General features: G+C 40.3%; 20 protein-coding genes and 1 pseudogene. 20 read left to right on the top strand and 1 reads right to left on the bottom strand.

The window, feature by feature from the left end:
• Positions 1 to 126 precede the first annotated feature (126 nt).
• The 13 genes and pseudogenes from purM (at position 127) to purB (ending at position 12,406) form a co-directional block, all read left to right on the top strand.
• Positions 127 to 1,149 (top strand): phosphoribosylformylglycinamidine cyclo-ligase, encoded by a 1,023-nt coding sequence (purM, locus tag ACLNCV_RS03825; protein WP_020903301.1) that lies wholly within the window; start codon positions 127 to 129, stop codon positions 1,147 to 1,149.
• Positions 1,146 to 1,697 (top strand): phosphoribosylglycinamide formyltransferase, encoded by a 552-nt coding sequence (purN, locus tag ACLNCV_RS03820; RefSeq protein WP_261126202.1) that lies wholly within the window; start codon positions 1,146 to 1,148, stop codon positions 1,695 to 1,697. The genes purM and purN overlap by 4 nt, the downstream gene beginning before the upstream one ends.
• A gap of 44 nt (positions 1,698 to 1,741) precedes the next feature.
• Positions 1,742 to 2,206 carry a GNAT family N-acetyltransferase gene (locus ACLNCV_RS03815; protein WP_084887381.1) on the top strand — a complete coding sequence of 155 codons (465 nt, stop codon included), beginning with the start codon at positions 1,742 to 1,744 and terminating at the stop codon, positions 2,204 to 2,206.
• A 1-nt stretch (position 2,207) separates the two neighbouring features.
• The gene (gene purH / locus ACLNCV_RS03810; protein ID WP_261126204.1) at positions 2,208 to 3,755 is read left to right on the top strand and encodes a bifunctional phosphoribosylaminoimidazolecarboxamide formyltransferase/IMP cyclohydrolase; all 1,548 of its coding nucleotides are present in this window, start codon (positions 2,208 to 2,210) and stop codon (positions 3,753 to 3,755) included.
• Positions 3,756 to 4,023: 268 nt separating this feature from the next.
• Positions 4,024 to 5,373, top strand: a complete 1,350-nt coding sequence (locus ACLNCV_RS03805; protein ID WP_261126206.1) for an ATP-binding protein — start codon at positions 4,024 to 4,026, stop codon at positions 5,371 to 5,373.
• A gap of 1 nt (position 5,374) precedes the next feature.
• Positions 5,375 to 6,631: a protein kinase domain-containing protein gene (locus tag ACLNCV_RS03800; RefSeq protein WP_261116905.1), complete on the top strand. Its 1,257-nt coding sequence runs from the start codon at positions 5,375 to 5,377 to the stop codon at positions 6,629 to 6,631.
• Positions 6,632 to 6,688: 57 nt separating this feature from the next.
• Positions 6,689 to 6,778, top strand: a pseudogene (locus ACLNCV_RS03795) (IMP cyclohydrolase); the annotation flags it as partial.
• 121 nt (positions 6,779 to 6,899) lie between these two features.
• On the top strand, positions 6,900 to 8,162 hold the full coding sequence (purD, locus tag ACLNCV_RS03790) for a phosphoribosylamine--glycine ligase (RefSeq protein WP_261126209.1): 1,263 nt from the start codon (positions 6,900 to 6,902) through the stop codon (positions 8,160 to 8,162).
• 19 nt (positions 8,163 to 8,181) lie between these two features.
• Entirely contained in the window at positions 8,182 to 8,640 is a 459-nt protein-coding gene (locus ACLNCV_RS03785) for a hypothetical protein (RefSeq protein ID WP_001011815.1), read from the top strand.
• A gap of 14 nt (positions 8,641 to 8,654) precedes the next feature.
• On the top strand, positions 8,655 to 9,146 hold the full coding sequence (purE, locus tag ACLNCV_RS03780) for a 5-(carboxyamino)imidazole ribonucleotide mutase (RefSeq protein ID WP_004262541.1): 492 nt from the start codon (positions 8,655 to 8,657) through the stop codon (positions 9,144 to 9,146).
• Positions 9,133 to 10,224 carry a 5-(carboxyamino)imidazole ribonucleotide synthase gene (gene purK / locus ACLNCV_RS03775; protein WP_261126210.1) on the top strand — a complete coding sequence of 364 codons (1,092 nt, stop codon included), beginning with the start codon at positions 9,133 to 9,135 and terminating at the stop codon, positions 10,222 to 10,224. Before purE ends, purK begins: the two co-directional genes overlap by 14 nt.
• Positions 10,225 to 10,268: 44 nt before the next feature.
• Entirely contained in the window at positions 10,269 to 11,096 is an 828-nt protein-coding gene (locus ACLNCV_RS03770; RefSeq protein WP_261126211.1) for a hypothetical protein, read from the top strand.
• Between the two features lie 14 nt (positions 11,097 to 11,110).
• Positions 11,111 to 12,406: an adenylosuccinate lyase gene (gene purB, locus ACLNCV_RS03765; protein WP_173306712.1), complete on the top strand. Its 1,296-nt coding sequence runs from the start codon at positions 11,111 to 11,113 to the stop codon at positions 12,404 to 12,406.
• Positions 12,407 to 12,619: 213 nt separating this feature from the next.
• Here the strand turns inward: purB and ACLNCV_RS03760 are convergent, their stop codons facing one another.
• Positions 12,620 to 13,336 (bottom strand): GntR family transcriptional regulator, encoded by a 717-nt coding sequence (locus ACLNCV_RS03760; RefSeq protein WP_125454790.1) that lies wholly within the window; start codon positions 13,334 to 13,336, stop codon positions 12,620 to 12,622.
• A 316-nt stretch (positions 13,337 to 13,652) separates the two neighbouring features.
• Between ACLNCV_RS03760 and ACLNCV_RS03755 the strand changes: the two genes are divergently transcribed.
• The 7 genes from ACLNCV_RS03755 to lacD all read left to right on the top strand — a co-directional run bounded on the left by ACLNCV_RS03755 (position 13,653) and on the right by lacD (position 20,505).
• Positions 13,653 to 15,440: a glycoside hydrolase family 35 protein gene (locus ACLNCV_RS03755; protein ID WP_203180011.1), complete on the top strand. Its 1,788-nt coding sequence runs from the start codon at positions 13,653 to 13,655 to the stop codon at positions 15,438 to 15,440.
• Positions 15,437 to 15,913, top strand: a complete 477-nt coding sequence (locus tag ACLNCV_RS03750; protein WP_000156968.1) for a PTS sugar transporter subunit IIB — start codon at positions 15,437 to 15,439, stop codon at positions 15,911 to 15,913. The genes ACLNCV_RS03755 and ACLNCV_RS03750 overlap by 4 nt, the downstream gene beginning before the upstream one ends.
• A gap of 26 nt (positions 15,914 to 15,939) precedes the next feature.
• Positions 15,940 to 16,845, top strand: coding sequence for a PTS mannose/fructose/sorbose/N-acetylgalactosamine transporter subunit IIC (locus ACLNCV_RS03745; RefSeq protein WP_000616990.1), 906 nt, complete (start codon positions 15,940 to 15,942; stop codon positions 16,843 to 16,845).
• Entirely contained in the window at positions 16,832 to 17,653 is an 822-nt protein-coding gene (locus ACLNCV_RS03740) for a PTS system mannose/fructose/sorbose family transporter subunit IID (protein WP_000185287.1), read from the top strand. Before ACLNCV_RS03745 ends, ACLNCV_RS03740 begins: the two co-directional genes overlap by 14 nt.
• A gap of 3 nt (positions 17,654 to 17,656) precedes the next feature.
• Complete coding sequence (locus ACLNCV_RS03735; protein ID WP_000045700.1) at positions 17,657 to 18,061, top strand: PTS sugar transporter subunit IIA; 405 nt, start codon at positions 17,657 to 17,659, stop codon at positions 18,059 to 18,061.
• Between the two features lie 271 nt (positions 18,062 to 18,332).
• On the top strand, positions 18,333 to 19,499 hold the full coding sequence (locus ACLNCV_RS03730; RefSeq protein WP_261126215.1) for an SIS domain-containing protein: 1,167 nt from the start codon (positions 18,333 to 18,335) through the stop codon (positions 19,497 to 19,499).
• 10 nt (positions 19,500 to 19,509) lie between these two features.
• Complete coding sequence (lacD, locus tag ACLNCV_RS03725; protein WP_261126217.1) at positions 19,510 to 20,505, top strand: tagatose-bisphosphate aldolase; 996 nt, start codon at positions 19,510 to 19,512, stop codon at positions 20,503 to 20,505.
• Positions 20,506 to 20,549: the final 44 nt, after the last annotated feature.

Here is a 20,549-nt window from a genome sequence, read left to right as displayed (position 1 = left end):
ATTTGTCAGTAGACGCTTTCTCCTATGGGACCAAAGCTAGAGACCTGACTAGTATTTTTAGATAAAATAATTGTTTATCTAAAAATACGTCGCAGTCTTTCCCAAAAAAAGAAAAGGAAAAATAAAATGGCAAATAAAAATGCGTACGCTCAATCTGGTGTGGATGTTGAAGCGGGTTATGAAGTTGTTGAACGGATCAAAAAGCACGTGGCTCGTACGGAGCGTGCAGGTGTCATGGGAGCACTGGGTGGCTTTGGTGGTATGTTTGACCTTTCAAAGACTGGGGTTAAAGAACCCGTCTTGATTTCAGGAACTGATGGTGTCGGAACCAAGCTCATGCTGGCTATCAAGTACGACAAGCACGATACCATCGGTCAGGACTGTGTGGCCATGTGTGTCAATGATATCATTGCTGCAGGTGCGGAGCCACTCTATTTCCTTGACTACGTAGCGACAGGGAAGAATGAGCCAGCTAAACTAGAGCAAGTAGTTGCTGGTGTAGCAGAAGGTTGTGTGCAGGCAGGGGCTGCCCTCATCGGTGGGGAAACAGCTGAAATGCCTGGCATGTACGGCGAAGATGACTATGACTTGGCTGGTTTTGCGGTCGGTGTGGCTGAAAAATCTCAAATCATTGACGGTTCAAAGGTGGCAGAAGGAGATATTCTTCTCGGACTTGCTTCAAGTGGGATTCATTCCAATGGTTACTCTCTTGTCCGTCGTGTCTTTGCGGATTACACAGGTGAGGAAATCTTGCCAGAATTGGAAGGCAAGCAACTCAAGGAAGTTCTTCTTGAGCCAACTCGTATCTATGTCAAGGCTGTCTTACCACTCATAAAGGAAGGGTTGGTCAACGGCATTGCCCATATCACAGGTGGTGGCTTTATCGAAAATGTCCCTCGTATGTTTGCGGATGACCTAGCTGCTGAAATTGATGAAAGCAAAGTTCCAGTGCTTCCGATTTTCAAAGCCCTTGAGAAATACGGTCAGATCAAACACGAAGAAATGTTTGAAATCTTCAATATGGGTGTGGGACTTATGCTAGCAGTTAGCCCTGAAAATGTAAGTCGTATCAAGGAATTGTTGGATGAACCAGTCTATGAAATTGGTCGTATCGTCAAGAAAGAAAACGAAAGTGTCATCATCAAATGAAAAAAATAGCGGTTTTTGCCTCTGGTAATGGCTCAAATTTTCAGGTGATAGCGGAACAATTTCCAGTAGAGTTTGTCTTTTCAGACCATCGTGACGCCTATGTGCTCGAACGTGCAGACAAGCTCGGCGTTCTGTCCTATGCTTTTGAACTCAAGGAGTTTGACAACAAGGCAGACTACGAAGCAGCCCTTGTCGAACTCTTGGAAGAGCACCAGATTGACTGGGTTTGTCTAGCAGGCTACATGAAAATTGTTGGGCCTACTTTACTAGCAGCTTATGAAGGTCGGATTATCAACATTCATCCAGCCTACTTGCCAGAATTTCCAGGAGCTCATGGGATTGAGGATGCTTGGAATGCTGACGTGGATCAGTCTGGTGTGACCATTCACTGGGTGGATTCCGGAGTGGATACAGGTAAGGTCATCAAACAAGTGCGTGTACCACGGCTGGCTGATGATACCATAGCCAGCTTTGAAGAACGTATTCATGAAGCAGAGTATCAGCTCTATCCTCAAGTGTTGGAGAGTTTAGGGGTGGGTAGAAGATAAGAAGTAAATCAAGTTTTGATTTTGCAATATTGCTAGGAGAAAAAATGATTGAGATAAAATTAGTAGATGAGAGCAGTTTTCAGGCAGTGCTGGATTTGAAAATATCTGAAGCTGATGAACGAGCACGTTTCGTGTCTCCAAATGTACGCTCTTTAGCTGACGCATGGCTCTACCGAGAGAATGGGGATGTGTTTCCAATGGCAATTTATTGGAATGAGCTTGTAGTTGGTTTTCTCCTGTTGGAAATAGATAAGGATGAAGCGGAATACTTTATCTGGCGGATAATGATTGGCCAGCAGTACCAAGGAAGAGGTTATGGACGAAAAGCTGTGGAAGTTCTAATCAAAAAGGCTCAGATGGATAGCGCTTGCAATCATATTATCGCAGATTATGTGGTTGGAAATGAAAAAATGAAGCGCCTGTTGACTAGTTTGGGTTTTCAGGAAACAGGATTTATAGAAGAAAATAATGAAGTCGCTATGCGCTTGGACCTAAAGAAAGAGGAATAGAATGACGAAAAAAGCTTTAATCAGTGTTTCAAACAAAGAGGGCATTGTTGAATTTGCCCAAGAACTTAAAAAACTCGGTTGGGATATTATCTCGACAGGTGGGACAAAGGCTGCCCTTGACAATGCTGGGGTGGAGACCATTGCGATCGATGATGTGACGGGCTTCCCAGAGATGATGGATGGCCGTGTTAAGACCCTTCATCCAAATATCCACGGTGGGCTCCTCGCTCGTCGTGATTTGGATAGCCACTTGGAAGCAGCCAAGGAGAACCAAATTGAGCTTATCGACCTTGTAGTGGTCAACCTTTATCCTTTCAAGGAAACGATCCTCAAACCAGATGTGACTTATGCTGATGCGGTGGAGAACATCGATATCGGTGGGCCATCTATGCTTCGCTCAGCTGCGAAAAATCATGCTAGCGTAACAGTTGTGGTAGATCCAGCTGACTATGCTGTGGTTTTGGGACAATTGGCAGCTAACGGCGAAACAAGTTACGAAACTCGCCAACGTTTGGCAGCCAAGGTTTTCCGTCACACAGCAGCTTATGACGCCTTGATTGCAGAGTATTTCACAGCTCAAGTCGGAGAAAGTAAGCCTGAAAAGCTCACTTTAACCTATGACCTCAAGCAAGCCATGCGTTACGGTGAAAACCCTCAACAAGATGCAGACTTTTACCAGAAAGCTTTGCCGACTGACTACTCGATTGCTTCAGCCAAACAGCTTAACGGTAAGGAATTGTCATTCAATAACATCCGTGATGCGGATGCTGCCATTCGTATCATCCGTGACTTCAAAGATCGTCCAACCGTTGTGGCTCTCAAACACATGAATCCATGTGGAATTGGTCAAGCTGATGACATCGAGACTGCTTGGGACTACGCTTATGAGTCTGATCCAGTGTCTATCTTTGGTGGAATTGTCGTTCTTAACCGTGAGGTGGATGCTGCGACAGCTGAGAAGATGCACGGTGTTTTCCTTGAAATCATCATAGCACCAAGCTATACGGATGAGGCGTTAGCTATTTTGACCAATAAAAAGAAAAACTTGCGTATCCTTGCCTTGCCATTTGACGCACAAGATGCCAGTGAAGCAGAAGCAGAATACACAGGTGTGGTCGGTGGTCTCCTCGTTCAAAATCAGGATGTTGTCAAGGAAAGCCCAGCCGATTGGCAAGTGGTGACCAAACGCCAACCAACTGAGACAGAAGCGACAGCTCTTGAGTTTGCGTGGAAGGCTACCAAGTATGTCAAATCAAACGGAATCATCGTGACTAACGACCACATGACATTGGGTGTTGGTCCTGGTCAGACTAATCGTGTGGCTTCTGTTCGCATCGCTATTGATCAAGCTAAAGACCGTCTTGACGGTGCCGTCCTTGCTTCCGATGCCTTCTTCCCATTTGCGGATAACGTGGAAGAAATCGCCAAAGCAGGTATCAAGGCTATCATCCAGCCAGGTGGATCCGTCCGTGACCAAGAATCCATCGAAGCTGCGGATAAATATGGCTTGACCATGGTCTTCACAGGCGTGAGACATTTTAGACATTAAGAAGAGTAACATCTAATCGAAAAGTATCAATTTTTAAAAGTTAGAATTATCGTATCTGACTTTTAAAACGGAATTCCAGATTAGATGTTTTTTAATACCTCTCAAGAATTTTAAGAAATTAGTATGAGATTTGAAGTAATATATAACTAACACAATTATAAAAAGTGAAAATTTCACAAAAAAGAAAGGATTTTTTGTTATTGTTTTACATGTTTTAAAAATGATGATATAATTAGGTGAAAATTTCACATTTAGTTGGAGGCGTGATATGCTGATTAATTTCCGATTTGAAAACTTTTTATCATATAAAAATTTGACCGATTTTTCAATGATTGCAAGTAAGGTTAGAAGTCACAGAAAGTATAAGAAACAAATTAGTGAAAATCTATCGTTATTAAATTTTTCTGCAATTTATGGTGCTAATGCGTCAGGGAAATCAAATTTTATAAATGCATTAACATTTGCAAGAACATTTATTTTGTCGTCAAAAAATGAATTAAGAAAAAATTTGTTGAAGGACAGTTATTTCAAAGCTCAAGATAGTTTTAAATTGAAAGATACAAAATTTGAATTTGATTTCATATCAGATAATAAAATTTACACATATGGTTTTTCAGTTAACTTATTCAATTTAAGTTTAAAAGAGGAGTGGTTGTACAGAAATGAAGGGGGAGATGATTTAGCGCTATTCAATATAGATTATTCTAAACCATTTGATAAAAATCATTTTTCAATAGAAAACTGGGGATTATTAGAAAAAGATATTCCTAGATTTGATATATATATATCTGATGCACAAAAATCTAATTCACTATTTTTGAAATATATAAATAATCCTGAACGGAAGATTGATTATTCTATAGATGTATACAAAGCTTACGAGTGGTTTTTACAAACATTGGAAATTATTGAACCAGAAGGAGAAGTAAGTAGAAGTGCAGAAGTTTTTTTAAAGCAGGAAGACACAGACAAATTGGCAAGATTTTTACATTCTTTTTCTACAGGTATCAATGCTATTGAGCGTGAGGAAATAACTAAAGCAGATATTGACGAAATCCCAGATGACAGGGTATTAGAGTCAATTATTAGTAGAGTAATTGAAGTTAATAAAAATAAAGATTCGAAAAAAATTATTAATCTTGTTCAAACCGAAGAAAATATATACTTTTTCTCGGTAAATGACGATTATGAAATAGTTATCGAGAGATTATATTTTATACACGATGGGACGAATGCCAAATTTGCTTTTCGTGAGGAATCTGATGGAACAAGACGTTTAATTAAGATTTACGGGGTCTTAAATACTGTAGAAAATAAGGTATTTATTATTGATGAAATTGATAGAAGTTTCCATCCTAATTTGACTTATGAATTTATAAGAAAATCTCTTGAAAATAATTTGATTCAATTGATAGTGACAACTCATGAAGATAGATTACTTGATTTATCATTATTACGTCGTGATCAGATTTGGTTTGTTGATAAAGAAGAAAATGCTTCACACATGTACTCTTTAGAAGAATACAAGGTAAGATTTGACAAGGATATTATGAAGGAGTACCTTGTTGGAAAGTATGGAAGTGTACCTAAATTTGATTGCCTGATAATGGGGGAATAGTATGTTAAGAGATAAACTTACTAGGCCTAGTAGCAGAAGAGAGCTTACAGTACCAGAATTTTTAATCGGGAAAGGAGGATTTTGTAAAGTTTATAAACTTTCCGGAGATTGTAATATAGTTGAAAAACGTTTATATAAGAAAGATGAGAATTCTAAAAGGAGATTTATTGCAGAAATTGATAATATCAATAAAGTAGAACATGAAAATATAATCAAAATAATAGATCATGATAAAGAATTGTATAGATATACAATGCGTCATTATGAATATAATTATAAAACCTACCTACTAAAAGAAAAAGATAAAGGTTTATTTCCTCTAAAAGTTTTTCAACAAATTTGTAATGCTTTAACATTCTTACACGATAACAACATAATTCATAGAGATTTAAAACCTGAAAATATTTTGATAGATGAATTGGAGGAGATAGTAGTCATTTCTGATTTTGGATTGAGCAAGGATTTATCTAATGATTTTCATCTCACAAAATATGGTATGGGAGATGATAGATTCTCTGCTAAAGAGTTGATTAAGGGAGAAGTCACAGATGATATACGATTGGATATATATAGTTTAGGCGAGTTAGTAAACTATACTGTTGAAATATTAGGGTTGGAGATAGATAGAGAATTATCTAGAATTATTAAAAAGGCAACTCATGATAATATTGAAAATAGATATAAAAGAGTTGATGATTTTTTACAAGCTATTTTACAAAGTGAAATGCTTGGGAGAAATCAAGTAAGTAAAAATATGTTTATTGCAATTGATTATATCAATCGTATAGAGGAAGTGGATCAAGAACTTTTTTGGCAAACAATAATTATACAGCTTCATGAAGCAGAAGATGCAGAATTTGAAAGGGCTATCAGAAAAATTTTATCTTCAAGGATTGTTACTGACTATTTTAATAGGGAAGATTCACAGACATTTTTTGAATATATTTGTGGTTACTGTGAGATGCTACGAGGTAGAAACGATATATATATAAATGAAAAAAATAAAGAAGATCAAAATATTTTGGTCAGTGAATTATTTTTGTTGGCCACAGAGCATAAGTTATGTGAAGAATTAGTAGCTGAAGTTTGGTCAACGCTAATATATATGTCCTACCAAGCTAAATTGCAAGGTTCATATTATATTTTGCATACTATTAAAGGCAGTTTCAATAAATTGGATTGTCATATTAAAAAGTTAGTTAGAGACAAATTAAAAAATGATGTAGTATGTTTTTATGATAAAAATTTTTTATATTAGCAAATATTTATTACGTAATATATGTATAGTATTTTTGAATATATGAAATTATGATATGGCTCCGTCCGTGACCAAGAATCTATCGAAGCTGCGGATAAATACGGCTTGACCATGGTCTTCACAGGCGTGAGACATTTTAGACATTAAGAACACTAAAGGGAAGAAAACAGTTTCTTTCCTTTTTTGCTTAAAAATGCTTAATGAAACAAGATTAAAACGAACGTTTGTGTTATAATATTAGTAAATAATTCGCAAAAGAGGTTGGGAAATGAAACTGCTTGTTGTCGGTTCGGGTGGTCGTGAACATGCGATTGCTAAGAAGTTGCTTGAGTCAAAAGACGTTGAAAAAGTATTTGTAGCTCCTGGGAATGATGGGATGACTTTGGATGACTTGGAATTGGTAAATATCTCTATTTCCGAACATTCTAAATTGATTGAGTTTGCAAAAACCAACGATATTGCTTGGACCTTTATCGGTCCAGATGACGCCCTTGCGGCTGGTATCGTGGATGATTTCCATGCAGCTGGTCTCAAAGCCTTTGGTCCGACAAGATTGGCAGCTGAGCTGGAGTGGTCCAAGGATTTTGCCAAGGAAATCATGGTCAAATACGGCGTTCCGACAGCAGCCTATGGCACATTCTCAGATTTCGAGGAAGCTAAGGCCTATATCGAAAAGCAGGGTGCGCCTATCGTAGTCAAGGCGGATGGCTTGGCGCTTGGGAAGGGTGTCGTCGTTGCTGAGACAGTCGAGCAAGCGGTCGAAGCCGCTCATGAGATGCTTTTGGACAATAAATTTGGTGACTCAGGTGCGCGTGTAGTTATTGAGGAATTCCTTGATGGGGAGGAGTTCTCCCTCTTTGCCTTTGTCAATGGGGACAAGTTCTACATTATGCCAACAGCTCAGGACCACAAACGTGCCTACGATGGCGACAAAGGGCCTAACACGGGTGGTATGGGTGCCTATGCGCCAGTTCCACACTTACCACAGAGTGTGGTTGAAACAGCGGTTGACACGATTGTCAAGCCAGTCCTAGAGGGGATGATTAAGGAAGGTCGTCCTTATCTGGGTGTTCTTTATGCGGGGCTTATCTTGACAGCGGATGGACCTAAGGTCATCGAGTTTAATGCTCGCTTCGGAGATCCAGAAACTCAGATTATCTTGCCTCGTCTGACCTCTGATTTTGCACAAAATATTACTGATATTTTGGAAGGTAAAGAACCAGCCATCACTTGGACGGACAAGGGTGTGACTTTGGGTGTGGTTGTCGCATCCAACGGTTACCCGCTAGAATATGAAAAGGGTGTTGAATTGCCAACCAAGACAGAAGGCGACATCATCACCTACTATGCAGGTGCTAAGTTTGCGGAAAATAGCAGAACACTGCTCTCAAACGGTGGACGTGTCTATATGCTCGTCACCACAGCAGACACCGTCAAAGAAGCTCAAGACACCATCTACCAAGAACTCGCCCAACAAAAAACAGAAGGGCTTTTCTACCGAACAGATATCGGAAGCAAGGCGATAAAATAAACCAGAAAAGAGATTTTTCATGAATTTTTCGACAGAAAATATAGCAATTATCACTAGTTTTTTAACTGCTCTAATTGCTATTTGTCAAGCAATGTTTTCAATGAAATCATTCTACAAAGATAGGTCAGATAAAATTATAATATTTAGGTATGAGAAACTTTATGATTTTTATCAATCCTATCTTGAAGAATTTTCTAAATTAGACATAAATAATCCACCCGAAACTGTTATGTATTCAAGAAAGCAATATGATACTATAAAATTTTTACTTGATGAAGAATTTAGAATAGATGAACCATATAACGAGTTAACTGAATTTATAATTGAGTATATTAAAAATAGAGACTCTATAATTGAAGATCCTGTTGAGTACGAAGAGTTCAGACAAGTATTCAATGAAAAGAGTATCAAATTTGATGTTTTGTTTAAAGAAAGTTTACAAAAACAACTTTCGAAATTATATAACACATTGAATTAGTTGGAGGAAGAATCATGACTAAACCAGTAATTTCCATCATCATGGGCTCAAAATCCGACTGGGCAACCATGCAAAAAACAGCAGAAGTCCTAGACCGCTTCGGTGTAGCTTACGAAAAGAAAGTTGTCTCTGCCCACCGCACACCAGACCTTATGTTCAAGCATGCCGAAGAGGCTCGTAGCCGTGGTATCAAGGTCATCATCGCAGGTGCTGGAGGCGCAGCCCACTTGCCAGGAATGGTAGCTGCCAAAACAACCCTTCCAGTCATCGGCGTGCCAGTCAAATCTCGTGCCCTTAGTGGCGTGGATTCACTCTATTCCATCGTTCAGATGCCAGGTGGAGTACCAGTCGCAACTATGGCTATTGGTGAAGCAGGTGCGACAAATGCGGCTCTCTTTGCCCTCCGTCTCCTCTCTGTAGAAGATAAGTCCATTGCGGATGCACTTGCCAACTTTGCTGAAGAACAAGGAAAAATCGCAGAGGAGTCTACAAATGAGCTCATCTAAAACAATCGGAATTATCGGTGGTGGCCAGCTGGGTCAAATGATGGCTATTTCTGCTATCTACATGGGCCACAAGGTTATCGCGCTCGATCCTGCGGCGGATTGCCCGGCCTCTCGTGTGGCGGAAATCATTGTGGCCCCTTACGACGACGTAGACGCCCTTCGTCAGTTGGCGGAACTTTGCGATATTCTGACTTATGAGTTTGAAAATGTCGATGCTGACGGTTTGGATGCTGTCATCAAGGAGGGACAACTTCCTCAAGGGACGGACCTACTCCGCATTTCCCAAAATCGTATTTTTGAAAAGGACTTTTTGTCAAACAAGGCTCAAGTAACTGTTGCTCCTTACAAAGTCGTAAATTCTAGCAATGACTTGGCTAATATCGACCTGTCTAAAAACTATGTCCTCAAGACGGCAACTGGTGGCTACGATGGGCATGGACAAAAGGTTATTCGTTCAGAAGAAGATTTAGAAGAAGCTTATACACTAGCTGATTCAGCTGACTGTGTCTTGGAAGAATTTGTCAATTTTGACCTTGAAATTTCTATCATCGTATCAGGAAATGGCAAGGACGTGACGGTTTTCCCAGTTCAGGAAAATATCCACCGCAACAACATCTTGTCTAAGACTATCGTGCCTGCTCGCATTTCAGCAAGTTTAGCTGACAAGGCTAAAGCAATGGCAGTGCGAATCGCAGAACAGCTCAAGTTGTCTGGAACCCTCTGTGTGGAAATGTTTGCGACGGCTGATGACATCATTGTCAATGAGATTGCCCCGCGTCCACACAATTCAGGACACTACTCAATCGAAGCCTGTGACTTCTCTCAGTTTAATGCCCATATTCTAGGTGTTCTCGGAGCACCATTGCCAGCCATCAAACTACATGCCCCAGCCGTCATGCTCAATGTTCTCGGCCAGCATGTCGAGGCTGCTGAGCAATATGTGACAGAAAATCCAAGCGCCCACCTCCACATGTATGGTAAAATAGAAGCGAAGCACAACCGCAAGATGGGACATGTGACTTTGTTTAGTGATGTGCCAGATGAGGTTGAGGAGTTAGGGAAAGGGATTGATTGGTAGATAATCTCATTCTTGAATACTGATAATACAAGGTACAAAATTATATGTTGAAAAATAATAAACGGTACTTTTTACTTTTCATAGTTTTAATTTCAATCCCCATAGTTTTTGATTTATCTAATCAGAACTTAGGTTTAACTAGAGACTATGATTGGTTATCTTTTTATGGTAGTTTAGTTGGTAGTTTTGTTACCATTATAGGGATTAAGTTGACTTTAGATTTTGAATCGGAAAAATCTCGAAGGGATAATAAAATAAGTTACAGGCCTATATTAAGATTTTCAAGTAAAAATCTAGAAAATAAAGGTGATTTTTCTAAAAATCAAATTATACTTAGAGATGAGACGAATTTTAAAAGATTTCAAGAAAATAATATTTCATTATTTGAGAAATTTAAAGACTACAATGATGGTAGCCCAAAAGTGGGAATAGATAAATTGTCTAATGAGCTAGACAATTTATCTACACAGACTTCAAAATATGTTTATTTACAATCTAGATTTTTACTCTGTATTTCAAATGTTAGTTCTAATAATGCAATACTAAGTAATATTAAAGTTGGCAATCTCTTTACGGAGGGTATTTTAAATGCTGAACAATTCTATAAAGCCTGTCTTGTGCAAAAAGAAAGTTGTTTGGAATTGGATATATTACTAGATTTTGTATTGAGTAAAGAGGAGGTGGATTATGTAAATAAAGGCATACCAAAGTTAGTAACGATAAGTATTGAATTCTTTGATTTGCTGAAAAATAAATACTTTTATACTTTTAGTTTACAAATTGAGAAGGTATACCAAGAAGATGTTTTTCACCATTACGCTAATATAAAGATTGATGAAAACTCGGTTCCTGTAGAACCTTTTGAATTATAGTTAGGAGAAACAACATGATCAACCGTTACTCTCGCCCTGAGATGGCGAATATTTGGAGTGAAGAAAATAAATACCGTGCTTGGCTTGAGGTGGAAATCTTGGCTGACGAGGCATGGGCTGAGTTGGGAGAAATCCCTAAGGAAGATGTGGCTTTGATTCGCGAAAAAGCAGACTTTGACATCGACCGTATTCTGGAGATTGAGCAGGAGACTCGTCACGATGTGGTAGCCTTCACACGTGCGGTTTCTGAGACTCTTGGTGAAGAGCGCAAGTGGGTTCACTATGGTTTGACTTCTACCGACGTGGTGGATACGGCCTACGGTTACCTTTATAAGCAGGCCAACGACATTATCCGTCGTGACCTTGAAAATTTCACCAACATCATCGCTGATAAGGCTAAGGAGCACAAGTTCACCATCATGATGGGTCGTACCCACGGGGTACACGCTGAGCCGACAACTTTTGGTCTTAAATTGGCAACTTGGTACAGCGAAATGAAGCGCAACATCGAGCGTTTCGAGCATGCGGCTGCCGGAGTGGAAGCTGGCAAGATTTCTGGTGCGGTTGGTAACTTTGCCAACATCCCACCATTCGTAGAGCAATATGTCTGCGACAAATTGGGTATTCGTGCTCAAGAAATCTCTACACAGGTGCTTCCTCGTGACCTTCACGCTGAGTACTTTGCGGTTCTTGCCAGCATCGCGACTTCTATCGAGCGTATGGCAACGGAGATCCGTGGTCTTCAAAAGTCTGAGCAACGTGAAGTGGAAGAGTTCTTTGCTAAAGGGCAAAAAGGGTCTTCAGCAATGCCTCACAAACGCAACCCTATCGGTTCTGAGAACATGACGGGTCTTGCGCGTGTTATTCGTGGTCACATGATTACGGCCTATGAGAATGTTGCTCTCTGGCACGAACGTGATATCTCTCACTCATCAGCTGAGCGCATCATCACACCAGATACGACCATTTTGATTGACTACATGCTCAACCGTTTTGGAAATATCGTCAAAAACTTGACAGTCTTCCCAGAAAACATGATCCGCAACATGAACTCGACATTTGGTTTGATTTTCAGCCAACGCGCTATGTTGACCTTGATTGAAAAAGGCATGACCCGTGAGCAAGCCTATGACTTGGTGCAACCAAAAACAGCTTACTCTTGGGACAATCAAGTGGACTTCAAACCACTTCTTGAAGCAGATTCAGAAGTAACATCACGCCTCACACAAGAAGAAATCGACGAAATTTTCAACCCTCTTTATTACACTAAACGAGTGGATGATATCTTTGAACGTCTTGGTTTAGGATAATTAGAATAAAAATCGAATTTCTATTACTCTATTTATAGGAGTAGAAGAACTTCGATTTTTATTTTGTCTTCAAGTACTTTTGATAAAAATTACCTATATTTTAGTAAAATTTAAACAAATTTAGTCTATCTTAATTGACATATAGAAAATACATTTTTAATGTCATATAATAAGCATAGAAAAAGCCCAAGCGATTAGGCTTAGACTTTCTTCTTAGTGATCACGGTCACATGAAATGAATTTGATTTTGTAGTAATCTGCTCGTTTATATGTTTCGCTGTATGCGAGAACTTGACCAGTAGACTCTAGTTTAGTAGTCTTGGTTTGTAAAACGGTTGGGAATTGTTCATCGACTCCGAGGACCGAAGCCACATGTTCTGGAGTTGGAAATGCTATTTCATTGATTTCTTCAAAATGTTCATCATTCATGTGAATGTGGTAATCCAATTTGAAACGGTTATAGATAGAGCTATAATATTCAAGATTTGGATAATTTGCGTTGACGTATTGTTCTGGGATGTAAGATGTATGGTAGATGTACACAACACCACCTGTTTCGCGTACGCGTTCAATCTTGTAGTAGAACTGATCTCCGCGTAGTCCAAGTTTTTCTAAGTAGCCTAGTTTGTTTCCACGCTCAATAGAAAGGACGGTAACTTTATCATCTTTAGTTTCAAAAACTTCTACATCTGAAAACTCTACGAGTTTGTGTTTACGTGCGCGTGAAACGAATGTACCCTTTCCTTGTTGACGGACAATATAGCCATCCTTGGCAAGGTCGTTTAAGGCGCGGACAACTGTGATAGAACTCACATCATACATTGCAATCAATTCAGCTTCAGTGTAGAATTTATCTCCACTGGCAAATTGACCAGAAATGATTTTGTTCTTTAACTCATCTTTAATATATTGATACTTTGGAATTGCCATATTTTCACCTCGATTTTCCTTCTCAGTTAAAGATTTTACCATAAAACTGGAAAGAATAGTAGCCTTTTGAATAAAAAAATTAGAATAATAGGCTATAAGGTTAATTTACATAGAAATTAATAGAATTTCTTACATATTTATACATGTCAATTAAGATGAAATTATTTCTTGAGATAGTAAGGTTTTATAAGTTTTTTTGTAAAAATTAGTAAAAATGAAAAAAATCGTGAAAACCTATTGACAAATGTAAGATATTGAGTTATATTTACTATATCAACAAATGAAAGCGTAAACTTTATTGTCAGAAGGTAAGAATATGACACGATTTGAGATACGGGATGATTTTTATCTCGATGGAAAATCATTTAAGATTTTATCTGGCGCCATTCATTATTTTAGGGTTCCTCCAGAAGATTGGTATCATTCGCTCTATAACTTGAAGGCTCTTGGTTTTAATACAGTAGAGACTTATGTGGCCTGGAATTTACACGAGCCTCGTGAGGGTGAGTTTCACTTTGAAGGAGCTCTGGATTTGGAGCGATTTCTTCAGACAGCACAAGATTTGGGTCTCTACGCTATCGTTCGTCCCTCTCCCTTCATCTGTGCGGAGTGGGAATTCGGTGGCTTACCAGCTTGGCTTTTAACCAAAGATATGAGGCTTCGTTCCTCAGATCCTGCTTATATTGAAGCTGTCGGTCGCTACTATGACCAGCTCTTGTCACGGTTGGTGCCACATTTGTTGGACAATGGTGGCAATATCCTTATGATGCAGGTTGAAAATGAGTATGGTTCTTATGGCGAAGATAAGGCTTACCTAAGAGCAATTCGACAGTTGATGGAAGAGCGTGGCGTAACCTGTCCTCTCTTTACATCAGATGGTCCATGGAGAGCTACTCTGAAAGCTGGAACCTTAATCGAAGATGACCTCTTTGTAACAGGAAACTTTGGTTCTAAAGCTCCGTACAACTTTTCACAGATGCAGGAATTCTTTGATGAACATGGCAAGAAATGGCCGCTCATGTGTATGGAGTTCTGGGATGGCTGGTTCAATCGTTGGAAAGAACCGATTATCACACGGGATCCCAAAGAATTGGCAGATGCAGTTCGAGAGGTTTTGGAACAAGGTTCCATCAATCTTTACATGTTCCATGGTGGTACAAACTTTGGCTTCATGAATGGTTGCTCGGCTCGAGGAACCTTGGATTTGCCACAAGTTACATCTTATGATTACGATGCCCTTCTGGATGAAGAAGGAAATCCAACTGCTAAATACTTAGCAGTCAAGAAGATGATGGCAACCCACTTCCCAGATTATCCACAGTTGGAACCACTCTATAAGGAAAGCATGGAGATAGGGTCCATTCCATTGGTCGAAAAAGTTTCCTTGTTTGAAACTCTGGATAGTCTCTCTAGTCCTACTGAAAGCCTCTATCCAAAAGCGATGGAAGAACTTGGTCAAAGTTATGGCTACCTTCTCTACCGCAATGAGGCAAGTTGGGATGCAGAAGAAGAACGTCTCCGTATCATCGATGGACGTGACCGAGCTCAGCTCTTTGTAGATGGTCAATGGATTGCTACTCAATACCAGACAGAGATAGGTGAAGATATCTACTGTCAGGGCAATCGAGAAGGCTTTTCAGAAATTGACATCTTGATCGAAAATATGGGGCGTGTCAACTACGGTCATAAGTTCTTGGCAGATACGCAACGTAAAGGAATTCGTACAGGTGTCTGCAAGGATCTACATTTCTTACTGAATTGGAAACAATATCCACTGCCACTGGATAATCCTGAGAAAATTGATTTTTCAAAAGGATGGACAGAAGGACAGCCAGCCTTTTACGCTTTCGACTTTACGGTCGAAGAGCCGAAGGATACCTACTTAGACTTGTCTGAGTTTGGTAAGGGAGTTGCCTTTGTCAACGGGCGTCACTTAGGACGTTTCTGGAACGTCGGCCCGACCCTCTCACTTTATATCCCTCATAGCTATCTCAAGGAAGGTGCTAACCGCATCATCATCTTTGAAACTGAGGGCGAATATAAAGAAGAGATTCATTTAACTCGTAAACCTACACTAAAACACATAAAGGGGGAAAACTTATGACAATTGTAGGATGCCGTATCGATGGACGTTTGATCCACGGTCAAGTAGCCAATCTTTGGGCTGGAAAACTAAATGTTTCACGCATTATGGTTGTAGACGACGAAGTTGTTAACAACGATATTGAAAAGAGTGGTTTGAAACTTGCGACACCACCAGGTGTGAAACTCAGTATCTTGCCAGTTGAGAAAGCAGCAGCAAATATCCTTGCTGGTAAATACGATAGCCAACGTCTCTTTATCGTTGCACGTAAACCAGACCGTTTCCTTGGTTTGGTCGAAGCAGGTGTTCCGCTTGAAACACTCAACGTCGGCAATATGTCTCAAACACCAGAAACTCGCTCTATCACACGTTCTATCAACGTGGTAGACAAGGATGTGGAAGATTTCCACAAACTAGCAGAAAAAGGTGTGAAACTCACTGCTCAAATGGTTCCAAATGATCCAGTTTCAGACTTTTTGAGCTTATTAAAATAGGAAAAAATTTTTAGGAGGTCATTGTTATGATACAATGGTGGCAAATTTTACTTCTCACTTTGTACTCAGCTTATCAAATCTGTGATGAGTTGACAATCGTTTCATCTGCAGGTTCCCCTGTATTCGCTGGTTTCATTACTGGTTTGATCATGGGAGATGTGACAACTGGTTTGTTTATCGGTGGTAGCTTGCAGTTGTTCGTTCTCGGGGTTGGTACCTTTGGTGGTGCTTCTCGTATCGACGCAACTTCTGGTGCGGTTCTTGCAACAGCATTCTCTATCTCTCAAGGTATTGATACAGATCTTGCGATTACAACAATCGCTGTACCAGTAGCAGCACTTTTGACATACTTCGACGTTCTTGGACGTATGACAACTACTTTCTTTGCACACCGTATTGATGCTGCGATCGAACGCTTTGACTACAAAGGTATCGAACGCAACTACCTACTTGGTGCGATTCCATGGGCTCTTTCTCGTGCCCTTCCAGTATTCTTCGCCCTTGCTTTCGGTGGAGAATTCGTACAAGGTGTTGTAAACCTTGTTAAAGAATACCAATGGGTTGCAGACGGTTTGACTCTTGCAGGTCGTATGCTTCCAGGTCTTGGATTCGCTATCTTGCTTCGTTACCTTCCAGTTAAACGTAACCTTCACTACCTTGCTATGGGATTCGGTTTGACAGCTATGTTGACTGTTCTTTACTCAAACGTAACAAGTCTTGGTGGAGCAGTTGCTGGAATCATTGGCACTCTTCCTGCTGAAGTTGCTGAAAAAATTGGCTTTGTTAACAACTTCAAAGGATTGTCTATGATCGGTATCTCTATCGTGGGTATCTTCCTTGCAGTTGTTCACTTCAAGAACAGCCAAAAAGTTGCTGTAGCAGCACCTTCTACACCATCAGAAAGTGGGGAAATCGAAGATGACGAATTCTAATTACAAACTAACAAAAGAAGATTTTAATCAAATCAACAAACGTAGCTTGTTTACTTTCCAATTAGGTTGGAACTACGAACGTATGCAAGCTTCTGGTTACCTTTACATGATCTTGCCACAATTACGTAAAATGTATGGGGATGGAACTCCTGAATTGAAAGAAATGATGAAAGTTCATACTCAATTCTTCAATACTTCACCATTCTTCCACACTATTATCGCTGGTTTTGACCTTGCCATGGAAGAAAAAGATGGTGTGGGTTCAAAAGATGCCGTTAACGGTATCAAGACAGGTTTGATGGGACCATTTGCTCCTCTTGGAGATACAATCTTTGGTTCACTTGTACCTGCTATCATGGGATCTATCGCAGCAACTATGGCTATCGCTGGCCAACCATGGGGTATCTTCCTTTGGATCGCAGTTGCAGTTGCTTATGACATCTTCCGTTGGAAACAATTGGAATTTGCCTACAAAGAAGGGGTTAACCTTATCAACAACATGCAAAGTACTTTGACAGCTTTGATTGACGCTGCATCTGTACTTGGTGTCTTCATGATGGGTGCTCTTGTAGCAACAATGATCAACTTTGAGATTTCTTACAAATTGCCAATCGGTGAAAAGATGATTGACTTCCAAGACATCTTGAACTCAATCTTCCCACGTTTGCTTCCAGCAATCTTTACTGCCTTTATCTTCTGGTTGCTTGGTAAGAAAGGTATGAACTCTACTAAAGCGATCGGTATCATTATCGTTCTTGCAGTAGGTCTTTCATTCATCGGTAAATTCTTGCTTGGAATGGGCGCATAATTTATGAGTAAATCATTAATTTTGGTGAGTCATGGTCGTTTCTGTGAAGAACTTAAAGGTAGCACAGAAATGATCATGGGTCCACAGGACAACATTCATGCAGTGGCCCTTCTTCCAGAAGATGGTCCAGAAGAATTTACTGCAAAATTTGAAGCTGCTATCGAAGGATTGGATGATTTCCTAGTCTTTGCGGACCTTCTCGGTGGTACACCATGTAACGTGGTAAGCCGTTTGATCATGGAAGGTCGCGACATTGAACTCTACGCAGGAATGAATCTTCCAATGGTGATTGAATTTATCAATGCCAGCCTTACAGGCGCAGATGCGGACTACAAGAGCCGAGCTGCAGAAAGCATTGTAAAAGTCAACGATCTGTTAGCGGGCTTCGATGATGACGAAGATGAATAATACTCTTCGAAAATCAAATTCAAACCACGTCAGCGTCGCCTTGCCGTAGGTATATGTTACTGACTTCGTCAGTTCTATCTACAACCTCAAAGCAGTGCTTTGAGCAGCCTGCGGCTAGCTTCCTAGTTTGCTCTTTGATTTTCATTGAGTATACGATGTGATAACGTGAAAATCGTTAGAACATCTTATATAGAATATACATGGGAATGGGAGTCACTCCCATTCCCATATTTTCAATAGGAATGAAACAACAATAGATTAGAGGAACTCTATGCTAAATTACACAAAAGAAGAATTACTTGAACTGGGTGCAGAAATCACGACTCGTGAAATCTACCAACAGCCTGATGTATGGAAAGAAGCTTTTGAAGCCTATCAAGCGAAATGTGAAGAAATTGCAGCCTTTCTGCAAGATATCGCTGATAGACATGACTATATTAAGGTTATCTTGACAGGTGCTGGGACTTCTGCTTATGTGGGAGATACCTTGGTGCCTTACTTTAAGGAAGTCTATGACGAGCGCAAATGGAATTTCAATTCTATTGCGACAACAGATATTGTTGCCAATCCAGAAACCTATCTGAAAAAAGATGTGGCAACTGTCCTTGTATCCTTTGCTCGTAGCGGTAATTCACCTGAAAGTGTGGCAACCGTTGATTTGGCTAAAGCCTTGGTTGATGACCTCTATCAAGTGACCATTACATGTGCTGCAGAAGGGAAATTGGCTCTTCAAGCTCATGGCGATGACCGCAATCTTTTGCTCTTGCAACCGGCTGCTTCCAATGACGCTGGATTTGCCATGACTTCTAGCTTTACGTCTATGATGTTGACAGCTCTCTTGGTCTTTGATCCTACAGAATTTGCTGTGAAAGCTCAACGTTTTGAAGTTGTGACTAGCCTTGCGCGTAAAGTTCTAGACAATGCAGCAGATGTTAAAGAACTGGTTGACCTCGACTTTAACCGTGTTATCTACCTGGGCGCTGGTCCTTTCTTTGGACTTGCTCATGAAGCTCAGCTCAAGATTTTGGAATTAACAGCTGGTCAGGTGGCGACTATGTATGAAAGTCCAGTCGGCTTCCGTCACGGTCCAAAATCTCTTATCAATGAAGATACAGTTGTTTTGATCTTTGGCACAACGTCAGACTACACTCGCAAGTACGACTTGGACTTGGTTCGTGAAGTTGCTGGTGATCACATTGCTCGTCGTGTTGTGCTCTTGAGTGATCAAGCCTTTGGTCTTGAAAATGTCAAAGAAGTAGCCCTTGGTTGTGGCGGTGTCTTGAACGATATTTACTATGTCTTCCCTTACATCGTTTATGCCCAACTCTTTGCCCTTTTGACTTCGCTCAAAGTGGAAAACAAACCAGATACACCGTCTCCTACAGGTACAGTAAACCGTGTGGTACAAGGTGTTATCATTCATGACTATCAGAAATAAGGAAGTATCTATGAGTAAATTACAATTAAGTCCTAATAAAGTAGCTTGCTTGCAAAAACTCTCTGACGAGAACGGCATTATCTCAGCTCTTGCCTTTGACCAACGTGGTGCTTTGAAACGCCTCATGGCTCAATACCAAACGGAAGAGCCAACAGTCGCTCAAATGGAAGAACTTAAAGTATTGGTTGCAGATGAATTGACCAAATACGCATCATCAATGCTCCTTGACCCTGAGTACGGACTTCCAGCTACAAAAGCGCTTGATGCCAATGCTGGTCTTCTCCTTGCTTATGAGAAAACAGGATACGATACAACAAGCACCAAACGCTTGCCAGACTGCTTGGACGTTTGGTCTGCAAAACGTATCAAGGAACAAGGTGCAGATGCTGTTAAGTTCTTGCTTTACTATGACGTAGACAGCGCTGACGAACTCAACCAAGAAAAACAAGCCTACATCGAACGCATCGGTTCTGAGTGTGTGGCGGAAGACATTCCATTCTTCCTTGAAATCTTGGCTTACGATGAAAAAATCGCTGACGCAGGTTCAGCAGAATACGCAAAAGTGAAGCCACACAAGGTTATCGGTGCTATGAAAGTCTTCTCAGACCCACGCTTCAACATCGATGTTTTGAAAGTGGAAGTTCCAGTCAATGTGAAATACGTTGAAGGCTTTGGTGATGGAGAAGTCGTTCATACACGCGAAGAAGCAGCAGCCTTCTTCAAAGCTCAAGACGAAGCAACAAATCTTCCTTACATCTACTTGAGTGCGGGTGTATCAGCTAAACTCTTCCAAGAAACGCTTGTCTTTGCCCACGAATCAGGCGCAAACTTCAACGGTGTTCTTTGCGGCCGTGCAACCTGGGCTGGATCAGTTGAAGCCTACATCAAAGACGGTGAAGCAGCAGCTCGTGAGTGGTTGCGTACAACTGGATTTGAGAACATTGACGAACTCAACAAGGTTCTTCAAACAACAGCGACTTCATGGACTGAACGTGTGGAAGCATAAAACAAGTATAGAAGAACCCCTTTTGTTAAGAAGATACTTAAGGT

Origin of the sequence: Streptococcus sp. CL5.50 (genome assembly GCF_049738015.1) — a bacterium.
Taxonomy (GTDB): Bacteria; Bacillota; Bacilli; order Lactobacillales; family Streptococcaceae; genus Streptococcus; species Streptococcus mitis_CA.
The sequence above is the reverse complement of the archived record's forward strand: the minus strand, read 5'-3'. Positions and strand labels throughout refer to the sequence as shown.

Excerpts from the sequence above, each read along its gene's own strand:
- ACLNCV_RS03735 (WP_000045700.1), top strand. The coding sequence starts at position 17,657 with ATGAGTAAATCATTAATTTTGGTGAGTCATGGTCGTTTCTGTGAAGAA.
- lacD (WP_261126217.1), top strand. The coding sequence starts at position 19,510 with ATGAGTAAATTACAATTAAGTCCTAATAAAGTAGCTTGCTTGCAAAAA.
- ACLNCV_RS03760 (WP_125454790.1), bottom strand. The coding sequence starts at position 13,336 with ATGGCAATTCCAAAGTATCAATATATTAAAGATGAGTTAAAGAACAAA.
- ACLNCV_RS03730 (WP_261126215.1), top strand. The coding sequence starts at position 18,333 with ATGCTAAATTACACAAAAGAAGAATTACTTGAACTGGGTGCAGAAATC.
- purH (WP_261126204.1), top strand. The coding sequence starts at position 2,208 with ATGACGAAAAAAGCTTTAATCAGTGTTTCAAACAAAGAGGGCATTGTT.
- ACLNCV_RS03755 (WP_203180011.1), top strand. The coding sequence starts at position 13,653 with ATGACACGATTTGAGATACGGGATGATTTTTATCTCGATGGAAAATCA.
- ACLNCV_RS03805 (WP_261126206.1), top strand. The coding sequence starts at position 4,024 with ATGCTGATTAATTTCCGATTTGAAAACTTTTTATCATATAAAAATTTG.
- ACLNCV_RS03770 (WP_261126211.1), top strand. The coding sequence starts at position 10,269 with ATGTTGAAAAATAATAAACGGTACTTTTTACTTTTCATAGTTTTAATT.
- ACLNCV_RS03750 (WP_000156968.1), top strand. The coding sequence starts at position 15,437 with ATGACAATTGTAGGATGCCGTATCGATGGACGTTTGATCCACGGTCAA.
- purB (WP_173306712.1), top strand. The coding sequence starts at position 11,111 with ATGATCAACCGTTACTCTCGCCCTGAGATGGCGAATATTTGGAGTGAA.
- purE (WP_004262541.1), top strand. The coding sequence starts at position 8,655 with ATGACTAAACCAGTAATTTCCATCATCATGGGCTCAAAATCCGACTGG.
- ACLNCV_RS03740 (WP_000185287.1), top strand. The coding sequence starts at position 16,832 with ATGACGAATTCTAATTACAAACTAACAAAAGAAGATTTTAATCAAATC.
- ACLNCV_RS03815 (WP_084887381.1), top strand. The coding sequence starts at position 1,742 with ATGATTGAGATAAAATTAGTAGATGAGAGCAGTTTTCAGGCAGTGCTG.
- purK (WP_261126210.1), top strand. The coding sequence starts at position 9,133 with ATGAGCTCATCTAAAACAATCGGAATTATCGGTGGTGGCCAGCTGGGT.
- purD (WP_261126209.1), top strand. The coding sequence starts at position 6,900 with ATGAAACTGCTTGTTGTCGGTTCGGGTGGTCGTGAACATGCGATTGCT.
- purN (WP_261126202.1), top strand. The coding sequence starts at position 1,146 with ATGAAAAAAATAGCGGTTTTTGCCTCTGGTAATGGCTCAAATTTTCAG.
- ACLNCV_RS03745 (WP_000616990.1), top strand. The coding sequence starts at position 15,940 with ATGATACAATGGTGGCAAATTTTACTTCTCACTTTGTACTCAGCTTAT.
- purM (WP_020903301.1), top strand. The coding sequence starts at position 127 with ATGGCAAATAAAAATGCGTACGCTCAATCTGGTGTGGATGTTGAAGCG.
- ACLNCV_RS03785 (WP_001011815.1), top strand. The coding sequence starts at position 8,182 with ATGAATTTTTCGACAGAAAATATAGCAATTATCACTAGTTTTTTAACT.
- ACLNCV_RS03800 (WP_261116905.1), top strand. The coding sequence starts at position 5,375 with ATGTTAAGAGATAAACTTACTAGGCCTAGTAGCAGAAGAGAGCTTACA.